This is a genomic window from Vallitalea pronyensis (assembly GCF_018141445.1).
Lineage (GTDB): Bacteria > Bacillota > Clostridia > Lachnospirales > Vallitaleaceae > Vallitalea > Vallitalea pronyensis.
Map to the genome: position 1 here is coordinate 3,075,760 of NZ_CP058649.1, position 25,822 is coordinate 3,101,581.

Sequence of the window (25,822 nt, forward strand, 5' to 3'; positions counted from 1 at the left end):
AGGAGATATGCATATGAAAAGGATGAGACACGTAGTCATGGGAATGCTACTCATGCTACTCATGGTACTAGGGAATCTGGGCACCCATGCAGCAAATGATAGAAACATCGATGTGGAAGTTGAGTTTGGTTATAACAATGTTTTTCGATACGGTGATTACTTGCCTCTAACCATTCATATAACCAATGGGTCCGATGCCTTTGATGGTGAAGTAATTATCAGGTATCATGTTAGTTATGACAAAGATGCCATACTAAAACAAAGGGTAAGTCTTGAAAAAGATGGTCAAAAAGACGTGGAATTCACCATGAACAGTGTATCACAGGATTTAGACATGTTACGGGTCATTCTTATGGAAGATGGAAAAGAGGTTTATAATCAGACAATTAAACTGCCTTTTTTACAGGGTGTTTTTAAAGATAAAACCATCATGGGGATTTTATCCGATGATCGTGATGCTATCTCTTATATTCAGCCGCCAGGAGAATTTGTAAAGATACCCCTTGATCATCAGAATTTTCCAGATAATATATTTGGCATACATATGTTCGATACGTTAGTCGTTAACAATTATGATTTATCTCAACTACAAAAAAATCAACTGGATACCCTAAAAAAATGGGTAGGCAATGGGGGTCAATTAATCTTAGGTACTGGTGCCAGATATACCAAGACCCTGTCAACATTGGAAGACTTTTTACCGATGATTCGTGTTACGGATACCCGTGAAGTACCTGTTCATACACTAAATACCGTGATAGGTCAGCCAATAGAAGAAACTGCTGATAGTGGCATTCCACTTACGGTTGCTAATTTTGATGGTGATAAGTTGGCAACATATACCACAACCCAAGTAGAACTGGAGAATCTAGTTTATCATATTCCTAAAGGAAATGGTATGGTTCGTTTATTTGCCTTTGATCTTGGCATGGCACCAATGGATACCTATCGTTATAAACAAGAAGTGCTAAAGCACTTCATAGTAGGTGCTGTTGATCAATATAATAAGTATTATGAGCCCTATCGGTATCAGCTTCATAATAGAGTGAATCCATTTTTATGGGGCATTCCTGATATAAAACTGCCTACACTATCATCGATTATAACCATTATTATCATATACGTACTTCTTATTAACCCTATTTTGTATTTGATTTTGAAACGTAAAAAGAAGAGACAATACATGTGGATAGTGGTACCATGTTTAGCTGTAGCTTTTGTGGTCGTTATGTTTGTTACAGGTATGAATACGCGAATCAAAGCACCTGTATCTCAGGTGGTAAATATGATTCTTTTTAACACGTCAGGTGGGTCAAAAGCCAGTTATGGTACGGTTATTAATACGAATAAATCCAATTTAACAGTAGCATCCATTGATGGATTGGAAATGATACCTATCATAGATACAAGCCATTACTATCATAATCCAGATAATGCCGTTAAAGTATATGAAGATTTTCAGGTGGCATATGAGAAGACAATGGGTACTCAACCGAACATTCAATTTAAAAAAACACGTGTGTTTGGGAACTATAATTTTGAAATTGATCCCTCTAAGGAATTGCCAGATTCCAATAAGATTGACACACAACTTATCTATGATGGCAATAGGCTTAATGGAACAGTGACCAATCAGTATGATTTTGATTTAAATGATTGTTTAGTGACATTTAAAAGTCTTTTTTATGAAATAGACCACTTAGGAGCAGGAGAAACCATTGACTTAACAAATCGAACACCAATAGGACCATACGATTCCATCAACTCGTATTTTTGGGAAAGAAAATGGCAGCTTGATTCCCATCAAGAGCAGCAAATCATGGATCAACAACAGAGCATTAAAAACGCGTTAGTACGATATTCCAATATTAACGAAAGTCAGTTGGTGATGCTGGCTTGGACAAACCATAGTTTCTACCAAGGTTTTACGGTAGACAATAAACAAGTTAAAAAATATGAAAAAACACTTATCTGTGTGAATGAACCTGTCGTCTATCAATCAGGTATTCAGTATGTGTTGAATTTTGGAGAATTACGTGGTAAGGTTAATGGCAAATATGTGGATGATCATTACTATAGTCATGCCAAAGTATATGATCTTGTATTTCAATTACCAATGGATGCAGTGGACGTTAAAACCATTAAAATCAGGCCCATTATCGGAAGGTATCAAGCTGAAATTCGTTTAAAGAATGGCGACATGCTATCGGATAATATTGGTGAGATCATCACATTAACTGGCGACGGGTTAGATCAATATCTCACAGATGATGGAGAAATTATTTTAAACATAACCTTAGAATCAGATATGAATGATATAGAGATTCCTGAAATATACGTAGAAGGGATTGGAAAATAAATGTTAGACATAAAGGGACTTCGTAAAAATTATAAGAAATTCACAGCACTTAAGGGTATTGATCTTCATGTGGATGAAGGAGAGATTTTTGGATTCATAGGACCTAATGGTGCTGGAAAAACAACGACCATGCGGATTGTATGTGGCTTGTTAAACCCCACAAGCGGGGAGGTTACCATCAACGGTATTAATGCCCTTTCACACATAAGAGAGGCTAAGCAATACATTGGTTATATGCCTGATTTTTTTGGGGTGTATGATAATTTAAAAGTAACAGAATACCTGGAATTTTATGCATCTATTTATAACATTAGAGGCAGTGAAAAGGATAAAATGATAGCGGATCTTCTTGAATTGGTTAACCTAACGGATAAAGCAGATTTCTTCGTGGATAATTTATCAAGGGGTATGAAACAAAAATTATGTGTAGCAAGATGTCTTGTGCATAATCCTAAGCTGCTTGTCCTTGACGAACCCCTGTCAGGTATGGACCCGCGAGCTCGGGCAGATATGAAGAAAGTACTCTACACTTTAAAAGATATGGGTAAAACCATTATTGTCAGTTCCCATATTCTATCGGAGTTATCAGAAATATGTACGTCCATTGGCATCATTAACCAAGGTAACATGGTTATTAATGGTACGGTAGAGGATGTAACCAACAAGGTATATCATAATAAAACCATTGAAATTGAAGTCATGAAGCATCCGGATGCAGCGGAATTAATTCTAAAGGAGTTTAATTATGTAGAGGCTGTCACAGTGACAGGCAATCGTATTGAGGCGTCGGTGAAAGGGGATGATAGGGACATTAGCCACCTGTTACGTTCCCTTATTGTAAAAGATATCCCCGTCGTTACCTTAAACAAGAAAACCCAGAACTTAGAAGATGTATTCTTAGAAGTTACAAAAGAAGCTTAGGATGGATTAATTCGGCTTATTAAGCTTAGGAAGGATGAAACAATGAAATCAATTATCTTAAAAGAAGCAAAAATTCGAATGCGTACATGGAAAACAGTGGGCATGATTACCGCCTATATTATATTATTAGGATTAACGGTGGTGCTCATGCTTTATAATCAAGTCTATAACCGAAATGGTCTTATAAATTTTAGTAACAATTTTACAGAAGTGTTTATAGCCATTACGATTGTACAAGTGCTGATGATCTCTTTTATTGTACCGATTATTACAGCGGGTTCCATTTCCCTTGAACGTGAAAAACAAACATTGGATATTTTATTAAGCACCCATTTAAGACCCATGTCCATCATCATGGGAAAACTCATGACATCCATTAGTCAAGTGTTATTACTCATTGTAGCATCACTGCCTATTTTTTCATTTGTTTTTTTATTTGGTGGCATCAATCTGATATCCATTTTATATTTAGTGCTCTTTTATGTGGTAATATCCATATTCTTTGGAGCCCTTGGGGTATTTTTCTCCGTCATCTTTAAGAAGACCTTGACTTCTATTGTCATGACCTATTTGGTGATGATTGTACTTACTGTTGGTACGCTCATAGGCACTGCTTTATACATCGACATGACAAGAGCACATCATTATTATGAGCATGTAACGTTTTGGCCCCTTTACTTCAACCCTGGACTAACTTTCTGGGCGATATTGATGAAACAGTTTGGTGACATACAAAGATTTACATTCATGATAGGTCGTAATGAAAATTTTTGGTTAATCAGTACAGGTATATTTGTTGTCTTATCCATCATCTTAATAGGGTTATCCGCCTATTTTCTTAATCCTATCCGAAAAAAATGGAGAAAGCGATAAAAATGCCCCGTGTATGGAGATGATTTTATGGAGCAAATAGATAAAAAAATAAAACAAATGGTGCACCGTGTAAGACGTCGATGGATCATAAGCAGGTTAATCAAGTATTGCCTATATGGGCTATGTGGCGGCTTAATGATAGGGATTGTATTGGTGTTGATGCGTCTTTTCATACCCATCACGTTCATCTATACGAAATTGGGTATTCTATTGGCAATAAGTCTAGGAATAGGGTTCATCTATAGCTTTTTACGGTTGCCAAGCGAGTTGGAGACAGCTAAGACAATAGATGGTTTTGGTCTGAAGGAAAGAACCATCACAGCTATAGAAATCATGTCAAGCCAATACCCACATCCCTATAGAGACTTGATTAAAAAAGATGCTTATGCACATCTTAGTAAAATTGAACCCAAGACAATGATGCCTATCCTACCTCCGGTTAAAAGCTTGGCTAGGGTATTAGCTCTCTTAGGCATACTTATCATAACATGGATGATTCCCAGCCAACACGAATCATGGGTTGCAGAAAAAGAAAAAGTACAGATAGCTAAGAGGGAAATCCAAAAAGACGTTCAAAAGATTAAAAAAGAGATCAAAGAAGATACGTACTTAACAGAAGAAGTAAAAAAAGACTTGGAAAAAGTCATATCGGAGTTAAACAAAGATATTCTCCATGCGGATAATGAAAAAGAATTGGAAAAGCGGGCAGAAGCAAACCTAGAACTCATGAAGTTTAAAAAGGATCAAGCCAAAGAAAAAAGGTTCAAGGATATCACAGAAAAGCTTTTAGCTAACCAGAAATCAGAAGCTCTTGGTAAAGCTCTTGAAAATAAAGATTTCGATCTAGCAAAGAGGGAAATTAACAAGCTTATGGAAGATATGAGCAACATGTCAGATGAGGATTATGACGCATTATTGAGCAGTCTCTCTGAGCAATTAGAAGGCATTGACATGGAACAGTTATCTGATGCGCTTAATCAGTTAGCCAGTGATATGGAACTTACCAATAATCAGTTAGGAAACAGTCAATACGCTTTGAGTAATGGTAACAATGCATCTGATGGACAGCCTGGTGCATCAAATGGGAATCGTTCAAGTGAAGGTAACAGCGGTTCGAGCAATAGTGGCCAAAACAATGGTGGCAATAATGGGTCAGGCAATGGTAGTGGATCAGGTAGCGGAAGCGATTCTGGTAATGGAAACGGCTCAGGTAATGGTAGTGGTAGTAACGGTTCTGGAAATGGCAATCAGCAAGGCGGTAATGGCAATGGTTCTGGAATAGGAAGTGGACGGGGAAGTGGTAGTGCTAATCAAGGTACGGATGGACAACGGGTTGATGGTACAACGTCTGACGAACAAGTAAATGGTCAACGAGGTGACAAAGATTCAGATTTGCAATTGGTCCGTGAAGGTGTATCCATAGCCGGTGAAAAAATACCTTATGATCGAATTATTGGTGAATATGAAAGCAAAGCCTATGAAACCATGAACAGCTCCGACATACCTAAAGGTATGCAGGAAGTTGTAAAAGAATACTTTTCTGGGTTGAATTAATGTATAGAGTATCATAGTAAACATAAGATTGGACTTAGTTAATGCATGCATTAACTAAGTCCAATCTGTATAGCCATAAACCATCCAACTAATTTCGTTTCAAACAAGATTATATACATAAGTATTGTCATGATGACTTATTAAGTATATAGTATAATGAGACATGTACATACTATAGATAATAAATGGGATAAATGTATGAAGATAAGGGGCAAATGAGTCATGTATTGGATTATAAGTTTTGTGTTCGTCATATGGAGAATGTATCAGTTTTCAACCAACCGTGTTACAATAAATAAGCAAGTCATAAAAGATAAGAGGATAAGTGGTCTAAGCTATGTGCATATTACAGATATCCATGGTAAGATCAAATTTACCAATGGACAATTAGCCCATAAAATTAACAAAATTAACCCTAATTTTGTTTTGGTTACAGGAGATTTAGCCAATAACATACGTCAATACCCAAGGGTATTTAAAGCGTTAGGTACTATAAAAAGTCCAATCTATATGGTATTAGGAAATTATGAGTATAAGAACTTTGTTAACAATCCTTTTAAAAAAGAAATCATTAACTTTGACATGATTTTAGATGAAGTAAAAAAATACAAGCACATTCATTTGCTCATGAATGAACCCATGGTGTATCATCATGGGAATAAGGAAGTTCAAATCTATGGGTTTGATCAGTCACAATATGGTAATGAAGCTTTTCATATTCATAAACAAACGTCCATGTATCGTATTGTGTTAGCCCATTCACCCTATATTATGCATTATATACGAAAACATGGTATTGGCTTTAATCATTTATTAGTGGGTCACACCCATGGAAAACAAATTAATCTAGGTAAGCACGTGAAATTTCCATATGGTCATTATCACATTGGAGATAAACGGTTAAATAGCACCATGTTGTTTACCATTAATCGGGGACTTGGAACATCCAGGATACCCCTCAGAATAAATAGTCAACCGGAAATAAGAGTGTATGATATACAATAGTTAAACATCAAAGGAGGCTTCAACATGTATTATGCGCCTGTAACATCCCTTCTTTTTTAATGAGCTAAAAAAGAAGGGAGACAAAAATGAAAAACTTCATAAAAATAGATACATTAATGGTTAGGGAAATTAATCAGATGGCAATACCCATGCTCTTTAATTCGGTTATTGGGATGCTTATAGGTCTTATTGATATGGCTATGATCGGGCGAATATCATTGGAAGCCTTTGGAGCAGTTGGGTTAATAAGTTCCACCATTAATAGTATAACAGGTGTATTAGGTGCAATTTCAATCGCCTTTAATATTGCTGGTGCTAGATGTAAAGGGCAAGGCAATCCATGTGGATTGCGAGATATTTTTTTAACGGGTTCTTATCTTGCATGGATAATTGGTCTAGCGTTTTGGGTTGTTTGCCTATATTTTGGAACACCTTTGTTACAGTATGGGTATGGTTTGAAAGGAAATATTCTGAAGGAATCTGTTAATTATTTGCATGTATTCAGTCTGTCAGTTGGTTTGAATATGCTGCTATTCATGCATTCAGCTTTGTTTAAGATTCTTAATAAAACCAGGTACCTATTCATAGGAAATATAACAGCTACCATAACGAATGTGATATTAAACTATATCTTAATCTTTGGTAAGTTTGGTATAGAACCAATGGGGGTTAAGGGGGCTGGTATAGGTTCTGTGATTGCTTTAACATTGAATTTGATTATTTATGTCATGATTGTACAGAGGCATCAATTCGTATCCTATGGTATATTGTCTATCAAAAAATTTGTTGCAGTAGGAAGAGTGCTTATAAATGATTCATTCCCCCTTATGGGTCAAGAGGTTCTTGAATCAACTATTCTAGTTGTATGTATTAATGCTATTTTATCCCGTATAGGCGTCCTTGAAGTATCTATCTATACTTTTTTATTGGGCATGATGAACATACTTCTTATGCCCATGTATGCATACGCTTCTACATCATTAACATTTGTCAGTGAACACCGCGGAAAAAGAGATTACAGTAAAATAATGCATATTCCAAGATGTGCTTTACGTCTAGCTTTACGATGGTGTCTAAGCCTTGGTATAGGCATATGGATATTTAAATATCCACTAGCTCATGGTCTTACAAATGATACAGACCTGATTACCCATGGTATCAATTATCTACTCATGGCAATTATCACTTATATTTGTACAATTCCTAATACAATCTATAAGTACAGCCTGCAAGGTATAGGTCAGGAAAAGTGGGTATTTCTCAATGGTATGGTCATTAATATATTAGGCATACTACTCATATATACCCTAAGCAATCTTATAAATTGGGGAATGCTAGGTGTGTATATGGGATTGTGTGTGACTTACATTGTATTAAGTGTACGACACTATAGACGTTATCACCATAGCATGATGGCCTTTAAATATTAATTGACGAAGCGTTTTTTTCAAAATAATCTTTTATATACACTCTGTTAGGACTAAAAAAGTCAAGAATCTTACGTATACCTGTGATTCTTGGCTTTTCCTTAATCAACCATTTACTTGTAAAATATGACATGCAGCTGTCATATTAAAAGTGGTATACTATATAATAAACAAACACATTGGAGGTGTTATCCTATGGAATACGTTACAATTACTAAAGACAATATTGATGATGAACATATATGTTGTGCCATATCGGATAAAAAATCTGTAGAAGGCTACGCAGCTAAAAAAGCTTGGTTAAAAGAGCAACTGGACAAGGGATATACATTCAATAAGCTCAATGTTCGAGGAAAAGTATTTATGGAATATTGCCCATCAGAAATTGCTTATTTACCTGTTAAAGCAGATAATTATATGGTGATTAATTGTTTCTGGATATCTGGTAAATATAAAGGGTCCGGTCATGGAAAAGAGCTTCTAAAACGGTGTATAGAGGATTGTAAGAAACAAGATAAAGCAGGGATTGTGGTTCTATGTAGTGATAAAAAACGACCTTTCATGTCGGATAAGAAATTTTTCTTGAAACAGGGTTTTGAGGTTTGTGATCAGACGAAGCCTTACTTTGAGTTATTATACATGCCATTACAAGAGAATGTGGAAAAACCTGTGTTTAGAGATACGGTAAAAGAAGGTGAATGTCAGGATAACGGAGGGTTTACAGTCTTTTATTCACATCAATGTCCTTACATGTCTTATTATGTAAATCTGCAAAAAAAGGTAGCCGATGAGCATCATATACCCTATGAAGCTATCTTACTTGACAGTAAAGAAAAAGCAATGGATAACCCCTCCCCATTTACCATATACAGCCTGTTTTATAAAGGTAAATTCATCACACAAGAACTGATGGCTGAGAAAAAGTTTACCAAGACAATAGAAACACTATGTGAGGCATAACCAATGGATTATATACCAGCAAAAACCATTATCCAAAGAAATAAAAATCCAGAATATTGGTTTGGTCATGACTATAACATGAACATATACAAAGGTTGTTGTCACGGCTGTATTTATTGTGACTCAAGAAGCGATTGCTATGGCATTGAAGATTTTGACCGTGTACGAGCTAAAAAAGATGCAACAAGCATCATTGAAAAGGAACTTCGTACCAAACAAAAATGGGGTGTAGTAGGTACAGGAGCCATGAGTGACCCTTATAATCCTTTTGAAAAAGAGCACCGATTAACAAGGCAGGCTCTTAAACACATTGATCACTATGGATTTGGCCTTGGTTTAGCCACTAAGAGTTCTTTGCTAAAACGTGATATGGATATCATCAAATCCATTAACGGTCATTCACCTGTATGCATTAAGATGACCATTACCACAGTAGATGATCAGCTAAGTCGCAAGATTGAACCTTATGTGGATGCATCATCAAAAAGGTTTGAAACTTTAAGGATTCTAGCAGATGCAGGGATTTTTACTGGTATTTTACTCATGCCTATCTTACCCTTTATTAATGATACATGGGACAACATTGAAGGAATTGTTAAAAGGGCCAGTGAAGCTGGGGTAAAATTCATATACCCTGGCTTGGGTGTTACCCTTAGACAAAATCAGCGCTATTATTACTATGAACAGCTTGATACAGCCTTTCCTGGCGTTAAACAGCTTTATATGCAGCATTTTAGGGATGACTATAGATGTCATAGTTTACACGCCAAAGAACTTGGTGAACAATTCCGAGCAAGCTGTAAAGAACATGGGTTATATTATAAAATGAGTGATATTATCAAGAACTACCGCTTACAAGCAGGGCAGGAGCAACTAACTTTGTTTGATTGATGCCTTGGGACTGTGTAAGTGGTTAGATTGGGAAGATAACATGACATTGACGTTCATCATTCGACATGGTATACTATAATAATCAAAGTTACATAGAAATGTTTTGTGAAGTAAATGAATACGCTTCTAGTGGTTATATAGAGGTTATTCATTTTCTGTTGTATTTCATGTAACGCCTTACATGAAAATATGTAAAGTGTTACACAGGAGATAGAGGTGAAAGGATGCATAATATTAAAGAGGTAGCTGCATTAGCAAAAACATCAACGGCCACAGTCTCTCGCGTCATTAATGAAACAGGCTATGTGAGCAGTGAAGTGAAGCAAAGAGTATTAAAAGCAGTAAAAGAACTGGACTATCGGCCCCTTAAAAGAGACGGAAAAACTAACACCAAAAGAACCATAGCACTTGTTGTCCCAGACATTGAAAACCCATTTTTTGCCAAACTAACAAAGGAAATAAGTCAGATATCCAATACGTTGATGTATAACATCTTGTTGATAAACGTAAGTGGGTTAAAGAACGATGGTGGCGATTTCCTATTGGACCTTATTAGTAGTCGGGTAGATGGGGTTATTTACACATCCTCTTATCGTTTTTTGGATGTTATCAGCCGCGTTAAAGGAAATAACATTCCCATTGTGGTATTAGACCGTGAAATTCAAGATATGGAAATAGACACCATTGTAGTGAATAATGATCATGCCGCATTTTTAGCCACGGAGCACCTTATTCAATTAGGGCATAAACACATTGCTTTTATAGGGGGCACAAAAAATATGGAAATTTCCATCAACCGTCATAAAGGTTACAAAAGAGCTTTAGAAAAATATAAAATGGCTTATGATGAGACGATTGTCAAACATGGTGATTTTACAATGCAATCTGGGTATAACGCTACAAAAGGACTCATGCAATCCAATGGACATATGACTGGGATTGTAGCGGCTAATGATTTAATGGCCATTGGTGCCTTTAACTATTTGAATGCCGTTGGCTATAAGATACCAACAGATATGTCAATTGTTGGATTTGATGATATCGATTTGGCTTCATCCATTACACCTAAGCTGACAACGGTATCTTATCCCATTAAGAGGATGAGTCAGCTAGCAATAGAGTCCATTATTAAACATATTTCAGGAACAAATTCAGCATGTGAGAGTGTGAGTCTACGGTCTAAACTCATTATACGTGATTCTACTGGTGCCATTGACGTAAAAGACTAATTAAAAGCTAGAAGGAGAATTGTTATGAAAAAGAAATGGTTTTATACATTATTGGTTCCTGGATTAACGATCATCATCCTATTTTTATTCATTCCCCTCATCTATACCATAGGCTCTACATTTATTGGGGATTCAGGATTTACTTTTAGTCGATATACTACTTTTTTTACAGATGGGTATTATGTAAAAATATTTAGTAGAACCCTTAAAATTGCACTGATCACGGCACTTATTTCTATGATTTTGGGCATACCTGTTGCTTATTATATATCCAGAAGTAAAAAAAGTATAAGAGGTGTATTAATTGCTTGTACCGTTTTCCCTTTGTTAACGAATTCCGTGGTACGTTCTTTTGCGTGGATGACCATTTTAGGGAAAAATGGTGTTATTAATAATCTATTAATGAATGTTCATGTTATAGGAAGCCCTTTAAAACTCCTTTATACGGAATTTGCCATTATCATCGGTACGGTTTATTTATTTCTACCCTTAATGGTTGTATCTTTAGTGGGTGTAATGGAAAATATCGAAAATGATTTATTGGAAGCTGCTGAAAGCTTAGGGGCTAACCGATTGACCGCTTTTTTTAAAGTGGTTGTTCCTCTTAGTGTTCCAGGACTTATCGTAGGAAGCGTACTTGTTTTTACAGGTGCTTTTACAGCATATACAACACCTCAGCTGTTAGGTGGGAATACAAATATTGTCTTGTCTACCCTGGTTTACCAAAGGGCCATGACACTAGGGGATTGGACAGGTGCCTCAGTGGTGGCAACCGTCATGATTATTACCACGTTAACCGTTATCGGTGTGATCAATAAATTAGCAGGTAAATTAAACGAAAGGGGAATTTAAATGAAAAGAAGTAGAGGGTTAACCTTTTTTACAATTTGTGTCTACCTATTTCTTTTTGCCCCAATAGTGATTATTATCATGACAGCTTTTGGGTCAGATGACGTGATTACCTTTCCAGTCAAGGGATTTAGTATGAAATGGTTTGCAAATATCTTCACATCGGATATGTTTATGAAAACCTTTCAAATTAGTATTCAAGTAGCTGTTATTGCCACAATTATTGCCTTGATTATAGGTGTTCCTGCGGCTTATGCTATGAGTCGATTTAATTATAAGGGTAAGGGTCTTATAAAAAACATATTTTTCTCTTCAATCATTGTACCAGGGATTGTTTTTGGTTTTTCTCTTTTTAATTTTGTGATTATCAAATGGAAATTACCTATTTACACCAGTTTATTAATCGGTCATACCATTGTCATCTTACCTTATATTATTCGAGTTGTTGCTTCAAGCTTAGAAGGTTTTGATTATTCCATAGAGGAGGCTGCTGTGAGTCTGGGAGCAAGCCGATTGAAAACGTTTATTTTGGTAGTATTTCCCAATATAACATCTGGGGTTATTGCAGCTTTCATGCTGGCTTTTATCAACTCCTTTAACAATGTGCCCATATCCATATTCTTGACAGGTCCGGGGGTAAGCACACTGCCTATTAAAATGATGAGTTATGTGGAGTATTATTATGACCCTACAATTTCAGCATTATCGGTGACATTGATGCTTATGACAATTGGGATTATGTTTATTGTTGAGAGAACCTTAGGGCTTAACTACTTTTCTAAATAAGAGATGGAGGTATAACATGTCATTAATAAATTTAAAAGATATTACGGTTTCCTATGATGGCAAAGTGGATATTCTAAATAAATTAAATATGGATATACAAAAGGGTGAATTGATTTCTTTGCTTGGGCCAAGCGGGTGCGGAAAAACGACAACGTTGAGAGTCATTGCAGGGTTTATTCAACCCAAAAGTGGACAGTTCATATTTGACCAAGACGATTATACAGCCATTCCTGTTCATAAAAGAAATTTTGGTTTGGTTTTTCAAAGCTATGCATTGTTTCCACATTTAAGTGTATTTGATAATGTTGCTTTTGGATTGAAGATGAAGAAAATGCATAAGAAAGACATCAAAAAGGCTGTGAACGACATATTAAACGTTGTTGATTTGGAGGGTTATAGCTCACGTTACCCTAAGGAATTATCTGGAGGACAAAGGCAAAGAGTAGCCTTGGCAAGGGCTTTAGTCGTTCAACCCAAATTACTTTTGTTAGATGAACCCTTAAGTAATTTAGATGCAAAATTAAGATTGAAAATGAGAGCGGAAATTAGAAAACTACAACAAAAATTAGGCATTACCACAATTTTTGTGACCCACGATCAGGAAGAATGCTTTTCCATTTCGGACAAGGTAGCGGTCATGAATGGGGGTATTATTGAACAATATGATACACCTGAAAAAATATATGCACATCCAGCCAGTGAGTTTGTAGCACGTTTTGTAGGATTTGAAAATTTTGTTACTCTAACAAAAAAAGAAGATAATCGATACCAGTCAACATCAGGTGTGACATTTGTTAATGACGCTAACCATGAGCATATTAAAATAGATGAGAAGGTCATCGGAACAATTAGACCCGATGATATTCAAATCTTAGATGATGATAGGACGTTAGAAACCAATAGGTTAGATGGCGTTGTTGAAGTAAGAACCTATTTAGGGAAAGAATATCAATACGCTATTCAAACGGAAGTGGGTACGCTATTAGCCAATGCTGGTAACAGCAAGAAATACAATCAAGGGGATCAAGTGAGACTATACTTACCAAGCAATAAATTAATTTTAGTTTAATAGATGTTTGGGTTCTCCAGTAGAGGTAAAGGTGTTTGTAATACATGGTGGAGGTAATGGATTAGTACCGTCTACCATGTATTCCAATAGATATTTAAGACATAATAGGCATATTAAATTAGGAGGGATATCATGAAAAAATTATCAATTATTCTTGTAATCATGTTATTATTAGTAAGTGTTGTAGGATGCAGTAAAACAGATGAGGTAAAAGAAGGCGATCAAGAACAAGCGCCAACGGAGTTAGTCATTTCAACATGGGGCTACAGCGAAGACCTGCTATGGGAAAATGTATTTACACCTTTTGAAGAAGCAAATAATGTAAAAATCATATTAGAAACAGGGAATAACTCAGAAAGATTAATTAAATTAAAGAGTAACCCCGACAGCAATATCGATCTTATTTATTTAGCAGAAGCATTTGCTCAAGAAGGTATTGAAGCAGGATTATTTGAAAAAATTGATTATGATAAAGTGACAAACAGTGATAAAGTGGGTGAAAAAGCAGCGTATTTAATTGAAGCAGGTTATGGTCCAGCCTACACATTAAACCGTGCAGCTATTGCATATGACCCTAATAAAGTTGGTTTTGACATTCAATCATGGGATGATTTGTGGCATGCTGATTTGAAAGGAAAAGTATCTATACCAGAGATTACAACAACTTTTGGACCATCAACCATGTATGTTGCGTCCAACTATAAGGCTATTGATATTACATCGGATAATGGTGATGCGGCATTCGTAGCATTAGAAGAGCTAAAACCTAACTTGGTAAAAACCTATTCAAAATCATCAGATTTAGCCAATATGTTTGCTAATGAAGAAATTGCAGTGGCTATTACTGCTGATTTTGCCTATGGAAGAGTTAAGGATGGGGCACCTGATGTGGTTTTTGTTAATCCAGAAGAAGGCGCATACATTAACTTCAATACCATTAATATTGTTAAAGCTTCTAAGAATAAAGAATTAGCACTTAAGTTTATTGATTATGCTTTAAGTACAGAAGTACAAACACGAACTGCCAAAGCATTAGGTGAATCACCCATTAATACAGAAGTAGAATTAACGGAGGAAGAAGCAGAAAACTTAACCTATGGCGATGTGATTAATCAGTCCAACACCGTTGATCATGAATTTATTAATGCCATAAAAACACAATGGATTGATAGGTGGAATAGGACTTTAAATCAATAATAAGATAGGGATAAACAACATCTATGTGCAGTTCCATCTGCCATAGATGTTGTACGTTATTCTAAAATAGCCTTAATAAGGAAAGTGGAGAATTGTATGGAAGTGAAGTTAATCATAAAAAACGTTCAAGTATATAATGCATATGTTAAAAAATTTATTCATGGTGATGTGGTTATACGGGATAACAAGTTTTTATACATTGGAAAAACAGATCAACAGGTTCAGGATGAATGGCATGCCGAAGAAGTCATTGACGGTCATGGTAAGTATATGATTCCTGGATTGGTTGATATTCACATGCATGTTGAAAGTTCCATGACGACTCCTTTTCAGTTCTCTCAAGCAATTATACCACATGGTGTCACTACAGTGGTTGCTGACCCTCATGAAATAGCCAATGTTTTTGGTATAGAAGGCATAACTGCCATGATAGATTGTACTACAGACAATGTGGTAGATGTGTTCTATGGCATTCCCAGTTCTGTTCCTTCTACAATGGAACAACTTGAAACAACTGGAGGCAACATAACGGTAGAAGATGTTCCGAAACTTCTTGCCTATGACCAAATATGCTGTCTTGGAGAAGTCATGAACTTCAAGGATTTGATTCATGATAAAGCATCATTAATCAATCAAATCATTAAAAAGGTAAAAAATGAAAAACCACATCTGAGAATTGAGGGGCATTGCCCTAAAATATCGGGTGTAGACTTAGCCAAATATATTTATCAAGGTGTAGATGCAGATCATACTCAACAAACCCCGGAATCATTAGAAGAGAAAATAAAAAATGGTATGTTTATAGAAATCCAACAGAAGTCAATGACAGAAGAAAACATAAACTATCTTGTGGAAAATGAGCTATATGAACACTTTTGTCTTGTGACAGATGATGTGATGGCGGATCAGCTCATGGACGGACATCTAAACAATCTTGTCAAAAAGGCAATAGAAATGGGTATGCCAAAAGAAATGGCCATCTATGTGAGTACCTATACCCCTGCAAGAAGAATGCTTTTGAATGATAGAGGAGCCATAGCTCCGGGTAAAATAGCAGATTTTATCTTACTGAATGCTATTGAGAATTTTGAAATCGACAGCGTCTATAAAGATGGTGCATTAGTATTTAACGGTGACGTTCAATATAAAGAAACAAAGCATACATTTCCAGAAGAGTTCTATCACAGTATAAAACGGAATAAGTTAGCTGAAGCAGACTTTGACGTTCCTGTTCCCATTGAAAATGGTCAGGTTACCTGTAGAATCATACGGGTGATGCCCAATACGACCTTTACAAAAGAAGAGCATGATACGTTAGCCATAGAAAAAGGAAAATTACAATGGCAGGTAAGCCCCTATTGTTTAATGACTGTATGTGAGCGGTATGATAAAGGAAGCCATACGTCATTTGGACTGGTAACAGGAAGCATCATTAAGGAAGGAGCTATTGCCACGACCTATGCACATGACCATCATAATCTGATGATTATGGGTAAGAACACAAAGGACATGTCCGTAGCAGCCAACTGGATTATAGACCATCATGGAGGTTATTGTGTCGTAAACAATGGAAAAGTTATTGCTGGTGTAGAACTGCCAGTAGGTGGTATTCTATCAGAAGAAAGAATAGACATATTAGGTAAGAAATTAAAGCAAGTAAGAGATAGCATGGAAAGATTAGGATATAGGCATCACAACAATATCATGTCATTTAGTACATTATCCCTTCCAGTGAGTCCAAGTTTAAAAATATCCGATAAGGGATTAATCGATGTTGTCGAGCAAAAAATAGTTCATTTGTTTGTAGAATAGGATTTGGATTTGATTGAAGAAGTGATAGGAGAGAACAATATGGCTTTCATGGTGATAAAAAATGTGAATGTGCTTACAATGAATAAAGAGAAAGATATCATTGAAAATGGTGTTGTCGTATTAGACGACCATATCATTCATGATATAGGTAATGAAGAATTATTAGATCAATATCCATGTGATCATATCATAGATGGCAAAAATGGTATGCTTATACCAGGTATGATTAATACCCATACCCATACTTCCATGGTGGTTTTTAGAAGTCTTGGGGATGATGTACCCAATCGATTAAAAAGGTATCTATTTCCCTTAGAAAAAATGCTGGTGGATAAAGGGTTGGTTTATTTAGGTGCAAAATATGGTATCTTAGAAATGCTTTTAGGTGGTGTTACCACATTTACAGACATGTATTTTTATGAAGATGAAGTGGCTAAAGCAGCGAAAGAACTTGGCATTCGAGGGGTTTTAGGAGAGACCATCATGAATTTTCCCTCGCCAGATTCAGAAGAACCTTATGGAGGATTGGCATACAGTAAATGGTTTATAGAAAAATGGAAAGATGATGACTTAATTATTCCGGCTGTAGCACCTCATGCACTGTATACCAATGATAAGGAACATTTGCAAATGGCTGCGGCATTATCAGATAAGTATCATGTACCCATGATGATGCACGTTGCAGAAATGGAATATGAATATAAGCAATGTATAGAAGAACATCATATGACACCAGTAAAGTATTTGGATAGCATTGGTGTGCTGAGTGACAGGTTTTTAGTTGCTCATGGTATATTGGTAACAGAGGAAGATATCGATATATTGGAAAAAAGAAAAGTGGGTATTGCTCATAATGTTGGTGCCAATTCAAAAGGAGCAAAAGGCGTTGCCCCCATTACGGAAATGTTTCATAGAGGGATGAAGGTTGGTTTAGGAACAGATGGACCCATGAGTGGAAACACCCTGGATATCGTCACCCAGATGTCATTGGTTGGAAAAGTGCATAAATTATTCAATCATGACCGTCGTCTATTTCCAGCCAGTGAAATACTGGAGATGGCTACCATTGGGGGCGCTAGAGCCTTAAACTTAGATAAAGATATAGGCTCTATTGAAGTTGGAAAAAAAGCTGATTTAGTTTTAGTTGAAACATCTTCTGTCAACATGCAGCCCATTTATGATTATTATTCCGTATTGGTTTATTCGGCCAACCCAAGTAATGTGGATACCGTTATTGTGGATGGTAAGGTTTTAGTTAAAAATAAGCAATTGGTTCAAAGGGAAGTAGCCACATCAACAACCATAGATGAAGTCACCAATACACCCCTGGCAATCATGGAACAATTAAAAAGAGTAAGAGAAAAAATTGAAAAAGCTGCGAACAAGCTTTAATGATGACGATAAAAGGGCTTATATTTATCATGATGATTCATATAAGGTAAAAATAGATTAAATTAGAATAAAAAACACTTGCAATATATGGCATTATCCTTTAATATGAAACTATAAATAAGAGGGGTATCATGGATAAGCTTATGGTCATATCCTTAAGTATAGGATACTTTACAATTGAATAGAAAACCTAAATGAAAATAGCGAGAGATACCAGAAGTGGAGCCGAAGAAGCAATATAAAAAGCAGCCAACTTTTTATAGAATCTTTCAGGCAAAAGGATCGCTATGGGATAGGAATTCTGGAAAGCTACCAAGTAGCACCGAAGGAGCAATATCCGTCTATTAGTTGAAGGGTTACAATTTCAGCAAATAGAGTATAAGATAGAATCTCTCAGGTAAAGATACAGGATAAGAAGGCATTCGTTCAGAGTGTCTCCTTATCCTTTTTTGTATGATTTTTCACGAGCTTTATATTATTTTAGAATAAGAGGAGGTTATGTGCACATGGGTGAAGTAAAAAGAACGGCTCTATATGACGTGCATCATAAGCACAATGGCAACATGGTAGATTTTGCTGGATATGAGATGCCTTTGTATTATGATTCCATTATCAATGAGCATCAAGCGGTTCGTCACCATGCAGGTATATTTGATGTAAGCCACATGGGTGAAGTTACTGTTGAAGGAGAAGAAGCAGAGGGTTACATACAGCATCTTGTTACCAATGATATAACACAGATTGATGAAGGTGGCGTCATGTATGCGCTGATGTGTTATGAAGACGGTGGTGTGGTTGATGATCTATTGGTCTACAAATACACCTCAACCAAATACTTATTGGTCATTAATGCCAGCAATATTGATAAAGACTATGCTTGGATTAAAAAACAAGGAGAAGCATTTGATGTGACGTTGAAGAACATCAGTGATGCCATAGCAGAGGTGGCTCTCCAAGGACCAAAAGCCGAGAAGATTCTTCAAAAGCTTACGGATACCGATGTAAGCAGTATTACATTCTTTACTTTCAAAGTGGATGTGTTGATTGATGGTAAGAAGTGTCTTGTATCCCGTACAGGTTATACAGGAGAAGATGGCTTTGAAATCTACACAACCCTAGAAAACATAGCCCATGTATGGGAGAAACTCATGGAAGCTGGTCAAGAGGAAGGGTTACAGCCTGCTGGACTTGGTGCTCGCGATACATTGCGTTTTGAAGTGGCATTACCTCTCTATGGTAATGAAATTCATAAGGATATTACACCCCTTGAAGCGGGATTATCCTACTTTGTTAAACTGGATACGGACTTTGTAGGCAAAGATGTACTCGTTAATCAAAAAGAAACAGGGTTGACAAGAAGAGTGGTAGGACTTGAACTCCTTGGAAAAGGTATCGCCAGACATGGGTATGAAGTCTTATCACCAACGGGTGAGAAAATAGGTGAAATCACAACAGGTTACAAGTCACCTTCACTTGATAAAACCATTGCCTTAGCTGTTGTAGATAAACCTTTTACGAAGCTAGGTTCAGATGTGGTGGTTCAGATTAGAAAAAAACAAGTGCCAGCAAAGGTTGTCAGCAAGAAGTTCTATAAGAAAAATTACGCTAAGTAACAAGGAATACTACAATAATAATAAAACGTTTACATGTTATAGGAGGAATGAACAATGAAGATTATGGATAATTGCTATTACACCAAGAATCATGAATGGATTAGAGTAGAAGGTAACGAAGGATGGGTTGGTGTGTCAGATTATGCTCAAGATGCCATGGGACAGATTGTATTTGTAGAACTGCCAGAGGCAGATGATTCATTTGCACAAGAAGATGCTTTTAGCGTTGTAGAATCTGTAAAAGCAGCATCGGATATCTATATGCCTGCAAGTGGTACAGTTACAGAAGTTAATGAGGTATTAGAAGATGAACCCGAACTGATTAATGAAGACCCTTATGCCCACTATATTTGTAAAATAGAGTTAGAGGATATGACAGAGTTAGATAATTTAATGGATGCAGAGGCATATGGCGCTTATTGTGAGTCTTTATAATGACGATTAAATATGTTAAAGGAGGGGTATGGGATGCAATCTTATTTACCACATACGAAAGAAGATATAGCTAGTATGCTTTCAACCATTGGTGTCAACTGCTTGGAAGATTTATTTGAAGATATACCGGAAAGCATTCGATTAAATAAACGCTTACAATTACACAGTCCTATGAGTGAGCTAGAAGTGTCTAAGAAAATGAAGGAACTATCAGGACGTAATCTGGGTGTTGAGGATTTGGTGTGTTTTCTAGGAGCCGGTGCTTACGATCATTACATTCCGAGTATCATCCATCATCTCACATCCAGGTCAGAATTTTATACGGCTTATACGCCCTATCAACCTGAGATTAGCCAAGGTACGTTGCAGGTTATCTTTGAATACCAATCCATGATGTGTGAATTAACAGGCATGGACGTGTCCAATGCATCCCTATATGATGGTGCAACAGCTGCGGCTGAAGGTGCATTTATGGCCTGCGCATCTACCAGAAGAGATAAGATAGCTGTTTCCAAAACAGTTAACCCACAAGTACGCAAAGTCCTTAAAACCTATATGGCCTATAAAGACATTGAGCTCATTGAGATTGAAGAGGCCCATGGTGTGACAGATATCCAAGATTTACGCACAAAAATGAATAAAGAAGTAGCTGGTGTCATCATTCAGAGTCCTAACTTTTTTGGTATTATTGAAGATGTCACCGAAGTAGAGACCATAACCCATGATGTAAAAGGTTTGCTCATGCTGCATGTGGACCCTATTTCACTGGCTATATTAAAATCGCCAGGGGATTGCGGTGCTGATATTGTTGTTGGCGAAGGACAGGGGTTAGGTAATCCGCTGAATTATGGTGGACCTTATCTTGGATTCATCGCTTGTACCAAGAAGCTTATGCGTAAGCTTCCAGGCAGAATCGTTGGAGAAACAGAAGATATAGAAGGTAAACGTGGTTTCGTCCTAACGCTACAGGCAAGAGAGCAGCATATTAGAAGAGAAAAAGCCACATCCAATATTACATCTAACCAAGCCCTTAATGCCCTTGCCGCAGCTATATACTTAACCACACTTGGCAAAGAAGGATTAAAAGAAGTGGCCAATCTTTGTTTACAAAAAGCACACTATGCCGCAAAAAAAATTACAGCACTGGATGGTTACAAGTTACAATTTGACCAGCCATTCTTCAAAGAATTTGTTGTCACCAGTGATACAGAAATTGCAAAGGTGAATGATACCTTGTTACAAGTAGGTGTCCTAGGTGGATATGAACTGGATAAAGCATATGACACCTATAAACAGTCCATGCTTCTATGTGTAACAGAAAAGCGGACGAAGCAACAGATTGATCAGCTGGCTCATGTATTGGAGGAGATGAATGATGAAAGGGTATAACAAACTCATATTTGAATTATCCAAAGAAGGAAGAAAAAGCTATGACCTTCCAGATTGTGATGTACCAACTATATCTGCATCAGAACTCATTCCAAAGAATATGTTACGTGAAACAGATGCCATGTTGCCAGAAGTGAGCGAGGTAGATGTAGTACGGCATTTTACATTACTATCCAACAAGAATTTTGGTGTGGATACAGGTTTTTACCCACTTGGTTCATGTACCATGAAATATAATCCTAAGATAAATGAGGATATGGCATCACTACCTGGGTTTACGGCTTTACACCCATTGCAGCCGGAACAAACGGTGCAAGGTGCTCTTAAGATGATGTATGAGCTACAGGACATGTTACAGGAAATAACAGGTATGCATAAGGTTTCCCTTCAACCAGCAGCAGGCTCCCAAGGGGAACTTACTGGCTTGATGATTGTAAAAGCTTATCATAATAAAAACGGTGACACCCATAGAAAAAAAATTATTATACCCGATTCAGCCCATGGAACCAATCCAGCCAGTGCTACCATGGCAGGGTTTACGTCAGTAGAAATTGCATCCAATGATAAAGGCACCATTGATCTTGAAGCATTAAAAGCTGTACTGGATGACGATGTGGCAGGGCTCATGTTAACCAACCCCAATACTTTGGGTTTATTTGAAAAGGATATTAAGACCATTGCTTCTCTTGTACATGAAGCAGGTGGTTTACTCTATTATGATGGCGCCAATATGAATGCCAATCTAGGTATTACTCGTCCAGGTGATATGGGATTTGATATTGTTCACCTTAATCTACATAAAACGTTCTCAACACCTCATGGTGGGGGAGGACCTGGTAGTGGACCCGTAGGTGTTCGTGAGGATCTGGCACCATACTTACCCATGCCGTTGGTTGAAAAACAAGCCGATAACTATCGTTTACAGTACGCCAGTGATTTGTCTATTGGAGCGGTTAAACATTTCTATGGTAACTTTGGTGTGCTGGTACGTGCTTATACGTATATTTTAACCATGGGAGCTGAAGGATTAAAGAAAGCCAGTCAATTGGCAGTGCTCAATGCAAATTACATGAAAGACGCCCTTAAAGATGATTATATTCTACCCATTGATGAGGTGTGTAAACATGAATTTGTGTTAGCAGGACTTCCAGAAAATGATGCACATGTTATAACCCTGGATATTGCAAAACGGTTAATTGATTATGGTTTTCATCCACCAACCATCTACTTCCCATTGATTATTGAGCAGGCACTTATGATTGAGCCGACGGAAACAGAGAGTAAAGAAAACCTAGATGCTTTTATAAACGCTCTAAAAGCCATAAAAGAAGAAGTAGCGACCAATCCGGAAGCTTTGAAAAATGCGCCATGTGATATGCCGGTAAGGCGTTTAGATGAAGTAACAGCGGCTAGAAAGCCCATACTTCGTTATCAAGGATAAAGAATAGAGAGGGGTATCTTATCATATCGTATGGCGATAGCATCCAGTCTGCTTAGATAAGATAACCCCTTTATGATTAGTTGAAGGAGTGGATAAGATGAGAGACATTGTCATTATTGGTGGGGGCCCTGGAGGTTATGTGGCCGCTATTCGAGGTGCACAGTTAGGTGCTCGTGTTTGCCTTATTGAAATGGACCGTGTAGGTGGCACCTGTCTTAATTGGGGTTGCATACCTACAAAGGCCCTATACAAACATGCAGAGATTTTACGTACTTTAGATAAAAGTAACACTTATGGTATTCATGTGGAAGCCTATGCAATGGATGTACAACAAGTGCAGGAGAGGAAACAGACCATTGTGGATAAGCTAGTAGGTGGTGTACAGCAGCTCTTAAAAAGCAATCATGTAGAGGTGATTAAAGGAAAAGGCATCATGAAAGATGCACATCACGTCATTGTGGAAAAAGAAGATGGCACCATAGAAGAAATAGAAGGTAAGCACCTGATTATCGCAACAGGTTCTCTGCCGGATACACTGCCTCTTGAAGGTATAGATGAAGAAGGTGTGTGGAACACCAATGATATTCTTGCCTTTGAGGAAGTACCTGAAAAACTGGCCATCATTGGCGGTGGTGTTGTTGGTATGGAGTTTGCCAGTATATTCAATGGCTTTGGTTCAGATGTTTCTGTGCTGGAATATTTGCCTCAAATACTAAATCAAGTAGATTCTGCTATTTCCAAACGTTTTAAATCCATGGCGAAGAAAAGCGGTATCGCCATTACCACTCAAGCAGAAGTTAAAAAGATTGTCAAAACAACAGATGGCTTAGACATACACTATAGGTGTAAGGGTAAAGAACATATCCTAAGTGCAGACAAAGTCCTTGTTGCCGCAGGACGTCGAGCTAATCTAGCAGGATTAGAGCTTGATGGTTTAGGTATAGCCTATACTAAAAAGGGTATTCAAGTCAATGAAAATTATGAAACCAGCGTAAAAGGTATTTACGCCATTGGTGATGTTAATGGTAAAAGTATGTTAGCCCATGTAGCATCCCATCAGGGTGTACATGTGGTTGAGCATATTATGGGTATGGCTCACAAAGAAGAAAAAGTTGTACCCAGTTGTATCTTCGTCTTTCCTGAAATCGCCTATGCAGGTATAACAGAAGACGAAGCAAAAGAGCAGGATATTCCAGTACGTGTTGGAAAATTTATGTTTTCTGCTAATGGAAAAGCCATGACACTGGGTAAAGATGAAGGCTTCGTTAAGCTTATTGCCCATGAAGAGACCCATGACGTTTTGGGTATGCATATATTAGGACCCCATGCTTCTGACCTTATTCATGAAGGGGTCTTGGCCATTCAGAATGGTTTGAAAATAGAAGATATGATAGAGACCATCCATGCACATCCAACTTTGGCAGAAGCCATTCATGAGGCTGCATTAGATGTTCTTGATTTGGGCATTCATAGTCTGCCAAAAAAGAAATAATGGAAGGGGCTGTCTCATAAAGCAATTTTGTTGGCTAGAAGTTTCTGGCAACTATAAGAGGTTAAGCTTTTCAGACCCCTAAACGTCCGTGTTTAGAGGGTCTGCACTCCGCCGTCCATGGCTGCGCTTTACGCTTAACCTCTTATAGTTGCCTACGATATTGACGTTATTTTTTTTTGAAACAGCCCCTATAGATAGTATGTGGATGAAAGTCCACAAATAGCATGTAGAGAAGGGATACAATCTGTTAAAATTCTAACAGATTGTATCCCTCATTTATTGCATTTTATTTAATTAAGAGAATCAGCCATATAGGAAAAAAAATATGCATAAACGGTCAAAACACAAAAATAATTACTGAAATTCTTATAATATATTTAAAAAAAGAGGGGTATCGTATATACTAACAGTATAAGGAAAATAAACAAAAAAACATAAAGTATTATTCCTCTATAACCAAAATAATTATTGTTTGAACGGTATAATATCGAAAAAATTACGGATAATATACGCTAACCAAGAAAATATATTAATCGACAAAAATCTTATAGATGAGAGGTAATTATGGATACCATTGATCTTCAAATTTTAAGGTTATTACAAAAGAATGCTCGTGTAACGGTATCGGAAATCAGCCATCAGATAAACTTATCCATATCTGCTGTCAGTGACCGGTTAAAAAAATTGGAATCTACAGGCATCATTGAACAGTATACAGCCATTATTAATCCAAATGTACTCCATCGAAAATTAACGGCTATTATGTTCATTGCCATCGATCGTCCACAATACACAGATGCTTTTACAGATTTTGTGAAAGAAAATGATGAGATATTGGATTGTTTGTACATAGCAGGTGAGTATGACTATTCGTTAAAAATAGTGACCAAAGATACCTTCACTTTGGAACGGTTATTAAATCAGATAAAAGCCATTAATGGTATCAAAAAGACAAAGACCAATGTGGTCCTTTCAACGGTTAAAAATGCCCATTCTGTTGTTCCTTCCATTGAGGAAGAATAAAAGGTTGTAAACAGTTAATAAAGGAAGATTACATTAACTGTATTACATAAACATGGAGGCTAACGCCGCCGCTATATATAAAGAAAGTGATTAATTAGGAGGAGA

21 protein-coding genes and 2 riboswitches are annotated in these 25,822 nt (G+C 36.9%); all 21 genes read left to right on the forward strand.

Annotation, left to right across the window (positions count from 1 at the left end):
• The first annotated feature begins 13 nt into the window (after positions 1-13).
• Positions 14-2,359 (forward strand): hypothetical protein, encoded by a 2,346-nt coding sequence (locus tag HZI73_RS12830; protein ID WP_212698614.1) that lies wholly within the window; start codon positions 14-16, stop codon positions 2,357-2,359.
• Positions 2,360-3,280: an ABC transporter ATP-binding protein gene (locus HZI73_RS12835; RefSeq protein ID WP_212698615.1), complete on the forward strand. Its 921-nt coding sequence runs from the start codon at positions 2,360-2,362 to the stop codon at positions 3,278-3,280.
• Positions 3,281-3,322: 42 nt separating this feature from the next.
• Positions 3,323-4,153 (forward strand): ABC transporter permease, encoded by an 831-nt coding sequence (locus HZI73_RS12840; RefSeq protein ID WP_212698616.1) that lies wholly within the window; start codon positions 3,323-3,325, stop codon positions 4,151-4,153.
• A 27-nt stretch (positions 4,154-4,180) separates the two neighbouring features.
• The gene (locus tag HZI73_RS12845; protein ID WP_212698617.1) at positions 4,181-5,707 is read left to right on the forward strand and encodes a hypothetical protein; all 1,527 of its coding nucleotides are present in this window, start codon (positions 4,181-4,183) and stop codon (positions 5,705-5,707) included.
• Between the two features lie 222 nt (positions 5,708-5,929).
• Complete coding sequence (locus HZI73_RS12850) at positions 5,930-6,712, forward strand: metallophosphoesterase (RefSeq protein WP_212698618.1); 783 nt, start codon at positions 5,930-5,932, stop codon at positions 6,710-6,712.
• 86 nt (positions 6,713-6,798) lie between these two features.
• On the forward strand, positions 6,799-8,142 hold the full coding sequence (locus HZI73_RS12855; protein ID WP_212698619.1) for an MATE family efflux transporter: 1,344 nt from the start codon (positions 6,799-6,801) through the stop codon (positions 8,140-8,142).
• Positions 8,143-8,334: 192 nt separating this feature from the next.
• A complete protein-coding gene (locus HZI73_RS12860; RefSeq protein WP_212698620.1) occupies positions 8,335-9,099 on the forward strand; it encodes an N-acetyltransferase in 765 nt (254 codons plus the stop codon).
• 3 nt (positions 9,100-9,102) lie between these two features.
• Positions 9,103-9,990, forward strand: a complete 888-nt coding sequence (locus HZI73_RS12865) for an SPL family radical SAM protein (RefSeq protein ID WP_212698621.1) — start codon at positions 9,103-9,105, stop codon at positions 9,988-9,990.
• Positions 9,991-10,214: 224 nt separating this feature from the next.
• A complete protein-coding gene (locus HZI73_RS12870) occupies positions 10,215-11,219 on the forward strand; it encodes a LacI family DNA-binding transcriptional regulator (protein WP_212698622.1) in 1,005 nt (334 codons plus the stop codon).
• A gap of 24 nt (positions 11,220-11,243) precedes the next feature.
• Entirely contained in the window at positions 11,244-12,071 is an 828-nt protein-coding gene (locus tag HZI73_RS12875; RefSeq protein ID WP_212698623.1) for an ABC transporter permease, read from the forward strand.
• Complete coding sequence (locus HZI73_RS12880) at positions 12,072-12,854, forward strand: ABC transporter permease (RefSeq protein ID WP_212698624.1); 783 nt, start codon at positions 12,072-12,074, stop codon at positions 12,852-12,854.
• A gap of 16 nt (positions 12,855-12,870) precedes the next feature.
• Positions 12,871-13,923, forward strand: a complete 1,053-nt coding sequence (locus HZI73_RS12885) for an ABC transporter ATP-binding protein (protein ID WP_212698625.1) — start codon at positions 12,871-12,873, stop codon at positions 13,921-13,923.
• A 132-nt stretch (positions 13,924-14,055) separates the two neighbouring features.
• Positions 14,056-15,120, forward strand: coding sequence for an ABC transporter substrate-binding protein (locus tag HZI73_RS12890; RefSeq protein WP_212698626.1), 1,065 nt, complete (start codon positions 14,056-14,058; stop codon positions 15,118-15,120).
• 96 nt (positions 15,121-15,216) lie between these two features.
• Positions 15,217-16,932, forward strand: coding sequence for an adenine deaminase C-terminal domain-containing protein (locus tag HZI73_RS12895; RefSeq protein WP_212698627.1), 1,716 nt, complete (start codon positions 15,217-15,219; stop codon positions 16,930-16,932).
• A 39-nt stretch (positions 16,933-16,971) separates the two neighbouring features.
• On the forward strand, positions 16,972-18,324 hold the full coding sequence (locus HZI73_RS12900; protein ID WP_212698628.1) for an amidohydrolase: 1,353 nt from the start codon (positions 16,972-16,974) through the stop codon (positions 18,322-18,324).
• 194 nt (positions 18,325-18,518) lie between these two features.
• Positions 18,519-18,619, forward strand: a riboswitch (glycine riboswitch).
• A riboswitch (glycine riboswitch) is annotated at positions 18,620-18,743 on the forward strand.
• Between the two features lie 87 nt (positions 18,744-18,830).
• Entirely contained in the window at positions 18,831-19,937 is a 1,107-nt protein-coding gene (gene gcvT, locus HZI73_RS12905; protein WP_212698629.1) for a glycine cleavage system aminomethyltransferase GcvT, read from the forward strand.
• Between the two features lie 54 nt (positions 19,938-19,991).
• Positions 19,992-20,372 (forward strand): glycine cleavage system protein GcvH, encoded by a 381-nt coding sequence (gene gcvH, locus HZI73_RS12910; RefSeq protein WP_212698630.1) that lies wholly within the window; start codon positions 19,992-19,994, stop codon positions 20,370-20,372.
• A gap of 33 nt (positions 20,373-20,405) precedes the next feature.
• The gene (gcvPA, locus tag HZI73_RS12915) at positions 20,406-21,761 is read left to right on the forward strand and encodes an aminomethyl-transferring glycine dehydrogenase subunit GcvPA (RefSeq protein WP_212698631.1); all 1,356 of its coding nucleotides are present in this window, start codon (positions 20,406-20,408) and stop codon (positions 21,759-21,761) included.
• Entirely contained in the window at positions 21,745-23,202 is a 1,458-nt protein-coding gene (gcvPB, locus tag HZI73_RS12920; RefSeq protein WP_330619744.1) for an aminomethyl-transferring glycine dehydrogenase subunit GcvPB, read from the forward strand. Before gcvPA ends, gcvPB begins: the two co-directional genes overlap by 17 nt.
• Positions 23,203-23,299: 97 nt before the next feature.
• On the forward strand, positions 23,300-24,694 hold the full coding sequence (gene lpdA, locus HZI73_RS12925) for a dihydrolipoyl dehydrogenase (RefSeq protein ID WP_212698632.1): 1,395 nt from the start codon (positions 23,300-23,302) through the stop codon (positions 24,692-24,694).
• A 564-nt stretch (positions 24,695-25,258) separates the two neighbouring features.
• Positions 25,259-25,717 (forward strand): Lrp/AsnC family transcriptional regulator, encoded by a 459-nt coding sequence (locus tag HZI73_RS12930; protein WP_212698633.1) that lies wholly within the window; start codon positions 25,259-25,261, stop codon positions 25,715-25,717.
• The last annotated feature ends 105 nt before the right edge of the window (positions 25,718-25,822 follow it).

What these genes read in the sequence shown, in the direction of transcription:
- HZI73_RS12830 (WP_212698614.1), top strand. Translation starts at nt 14, where the DNA reads ATGAAAAGGATGAGACACGTAGTCATGGGAATGCTACTCATGCTACTC.
- HZI73_RS12835 (WP_212698615.1), top strand. Translation starts at nt 2,360, where the DNA reads ATGTTAGACATAAAGGGACTTCGTAAAAATTATAAGAAATTCACAGCA.
- HZI73_RS12840 (WP_212698616.1), top strand. Translation starts at nt 3,323, where the DNA reads ATGAAATCAATTATCTTAAAAGAAGCAAAAATTCGAATGCGTACATGG.
- HZI73_RS12845 (WP_212698617.1), top strand. Translation starts at nt 4,181, where the DNA reads ATGGAGCAAATAGATAAAAAAATAAAACAAATGGTGCACCGTGTAAGA.
- HZI73_RS12850 (WP_212698618.1), top strand. Translation starts at nt 5,930, where the DNA reads ATGTATTGGATTATAAGTTTTGTGTTCGTCATATGGAGAATGTATCAG.
- HZI73_RS12855 (WP_212698619.1), top strand. Translation starts at nt 6,799, where the DNA reads ATGAAAAACTTCATAAAAATAGATACATTAATGGTTAGGGAAATTAAT.
- HZI73_RS12860 (WP_212698620.1), top strand. Translation starts at nt 8,335, where the DNA reads ATGGAATACGTTACAATTACTAAAGACAATATTGATGATGAACATATA.
- HZI73_RS12865 (WP_212698621.1), top strand. Translation starts at nt 9,103, where the DNA reads ATGGATTATATACCAGCAAAAACCATTATCCAAAGAAATAAAAATCCA.
- HZI73_RS12870 (WP_212698622.1), top strand. Translation starts at nt 10,215, where the DNA reads ATGCATAATATTAAAGAGGTAGCTGCATTAGCAAAAACATCAACGGCC.
- HZI73_RS12875 (WP_212698623.1), top strand. Translation starts at nt 11,244, where the DNA reads ATGAAAAAGAAATGGTTTTATACATTATTGGTTCCTGGATTAACGATC.
- HZI73_RS12880 (WP_212698624.1), top strand. Translation starts at nt 12,072, where the DNA reads ATGAAAAGAAGTAGAGGGTTAACCTTTTTTACAATTTGTGTCTACCTA.
- HZI73_RS12885 (WP_212698625.1), top strand. Translation starts at nt 12,871, where the DNA reads ATGTCATTAATAAATTTAAAAGATATTACGGTTTCCTATGATGGCAAA.
- HZI73_RS12890 (WP_212698626.1), top strand. Translation starts at nt 14,056, where the DNA reads ATGAAAAAATTATCAATTATTCTTGTAATCATGTTATTATTAGTAAGT.
- HZI73_RS12895 (WP_212698627.1), top strand. Translation starts at nt 15,217, where the DNA reads ATGGAAGTGAAGTTAATCATAAAAAACGTTCAAGTATATAATGCATAT.
- HZI73_RS12900 (WP_212698628.1), top strand. Translation starts at nt 16,972, where the DNA reads ATGGCTTTCATGGTGATAAAAAATGTGAATGTGCTTACAATGAATAAA.
- gcvT (WP_212698629.1), top strand. Translation starts at nt 18,831, where the DNA reads ATGGGTGAAGTAAAAAGAACGGCTCTATATGACGTGCATCATAAGCAC.
- gcvH (WP_212698630.1), top strand. Translation starts at nt 19,992, where the DNA reads ATGAAGATTATGGATAATTGCTATTACACCAAGAATCATGAATGGATT.
- gcvPA (WP_212698631.1), top strand. Translation starts at nt 20,406, where the DNA reads ATGCAATCTTATTTACCACATACGAAAGAAGATATAGCTAGTATGCTT.
- gcvPB (WP_330619744.1), top strand. Translation starts at nt 21,745, where the DNA reads ATGATGAAAGGGTATAACAAACTCATATTTGAATTATCCAAAGAAGGA.
- lpdA (WP_212698632.1), top strand. Translation starts at nt 23,300, where the DNA reads ATGAGAGACATTGTCATTATTGGTGGGGGCCCTGGAGGTTATGTGGCC.
- HZI73_RS12930 (WP_212698633.1), top strand. Translation starts at nt 25,259, where the DNA reads ATGGATACCATTGATCTTCAAATTTTAAGGTTATTACAAAAGAATGCT.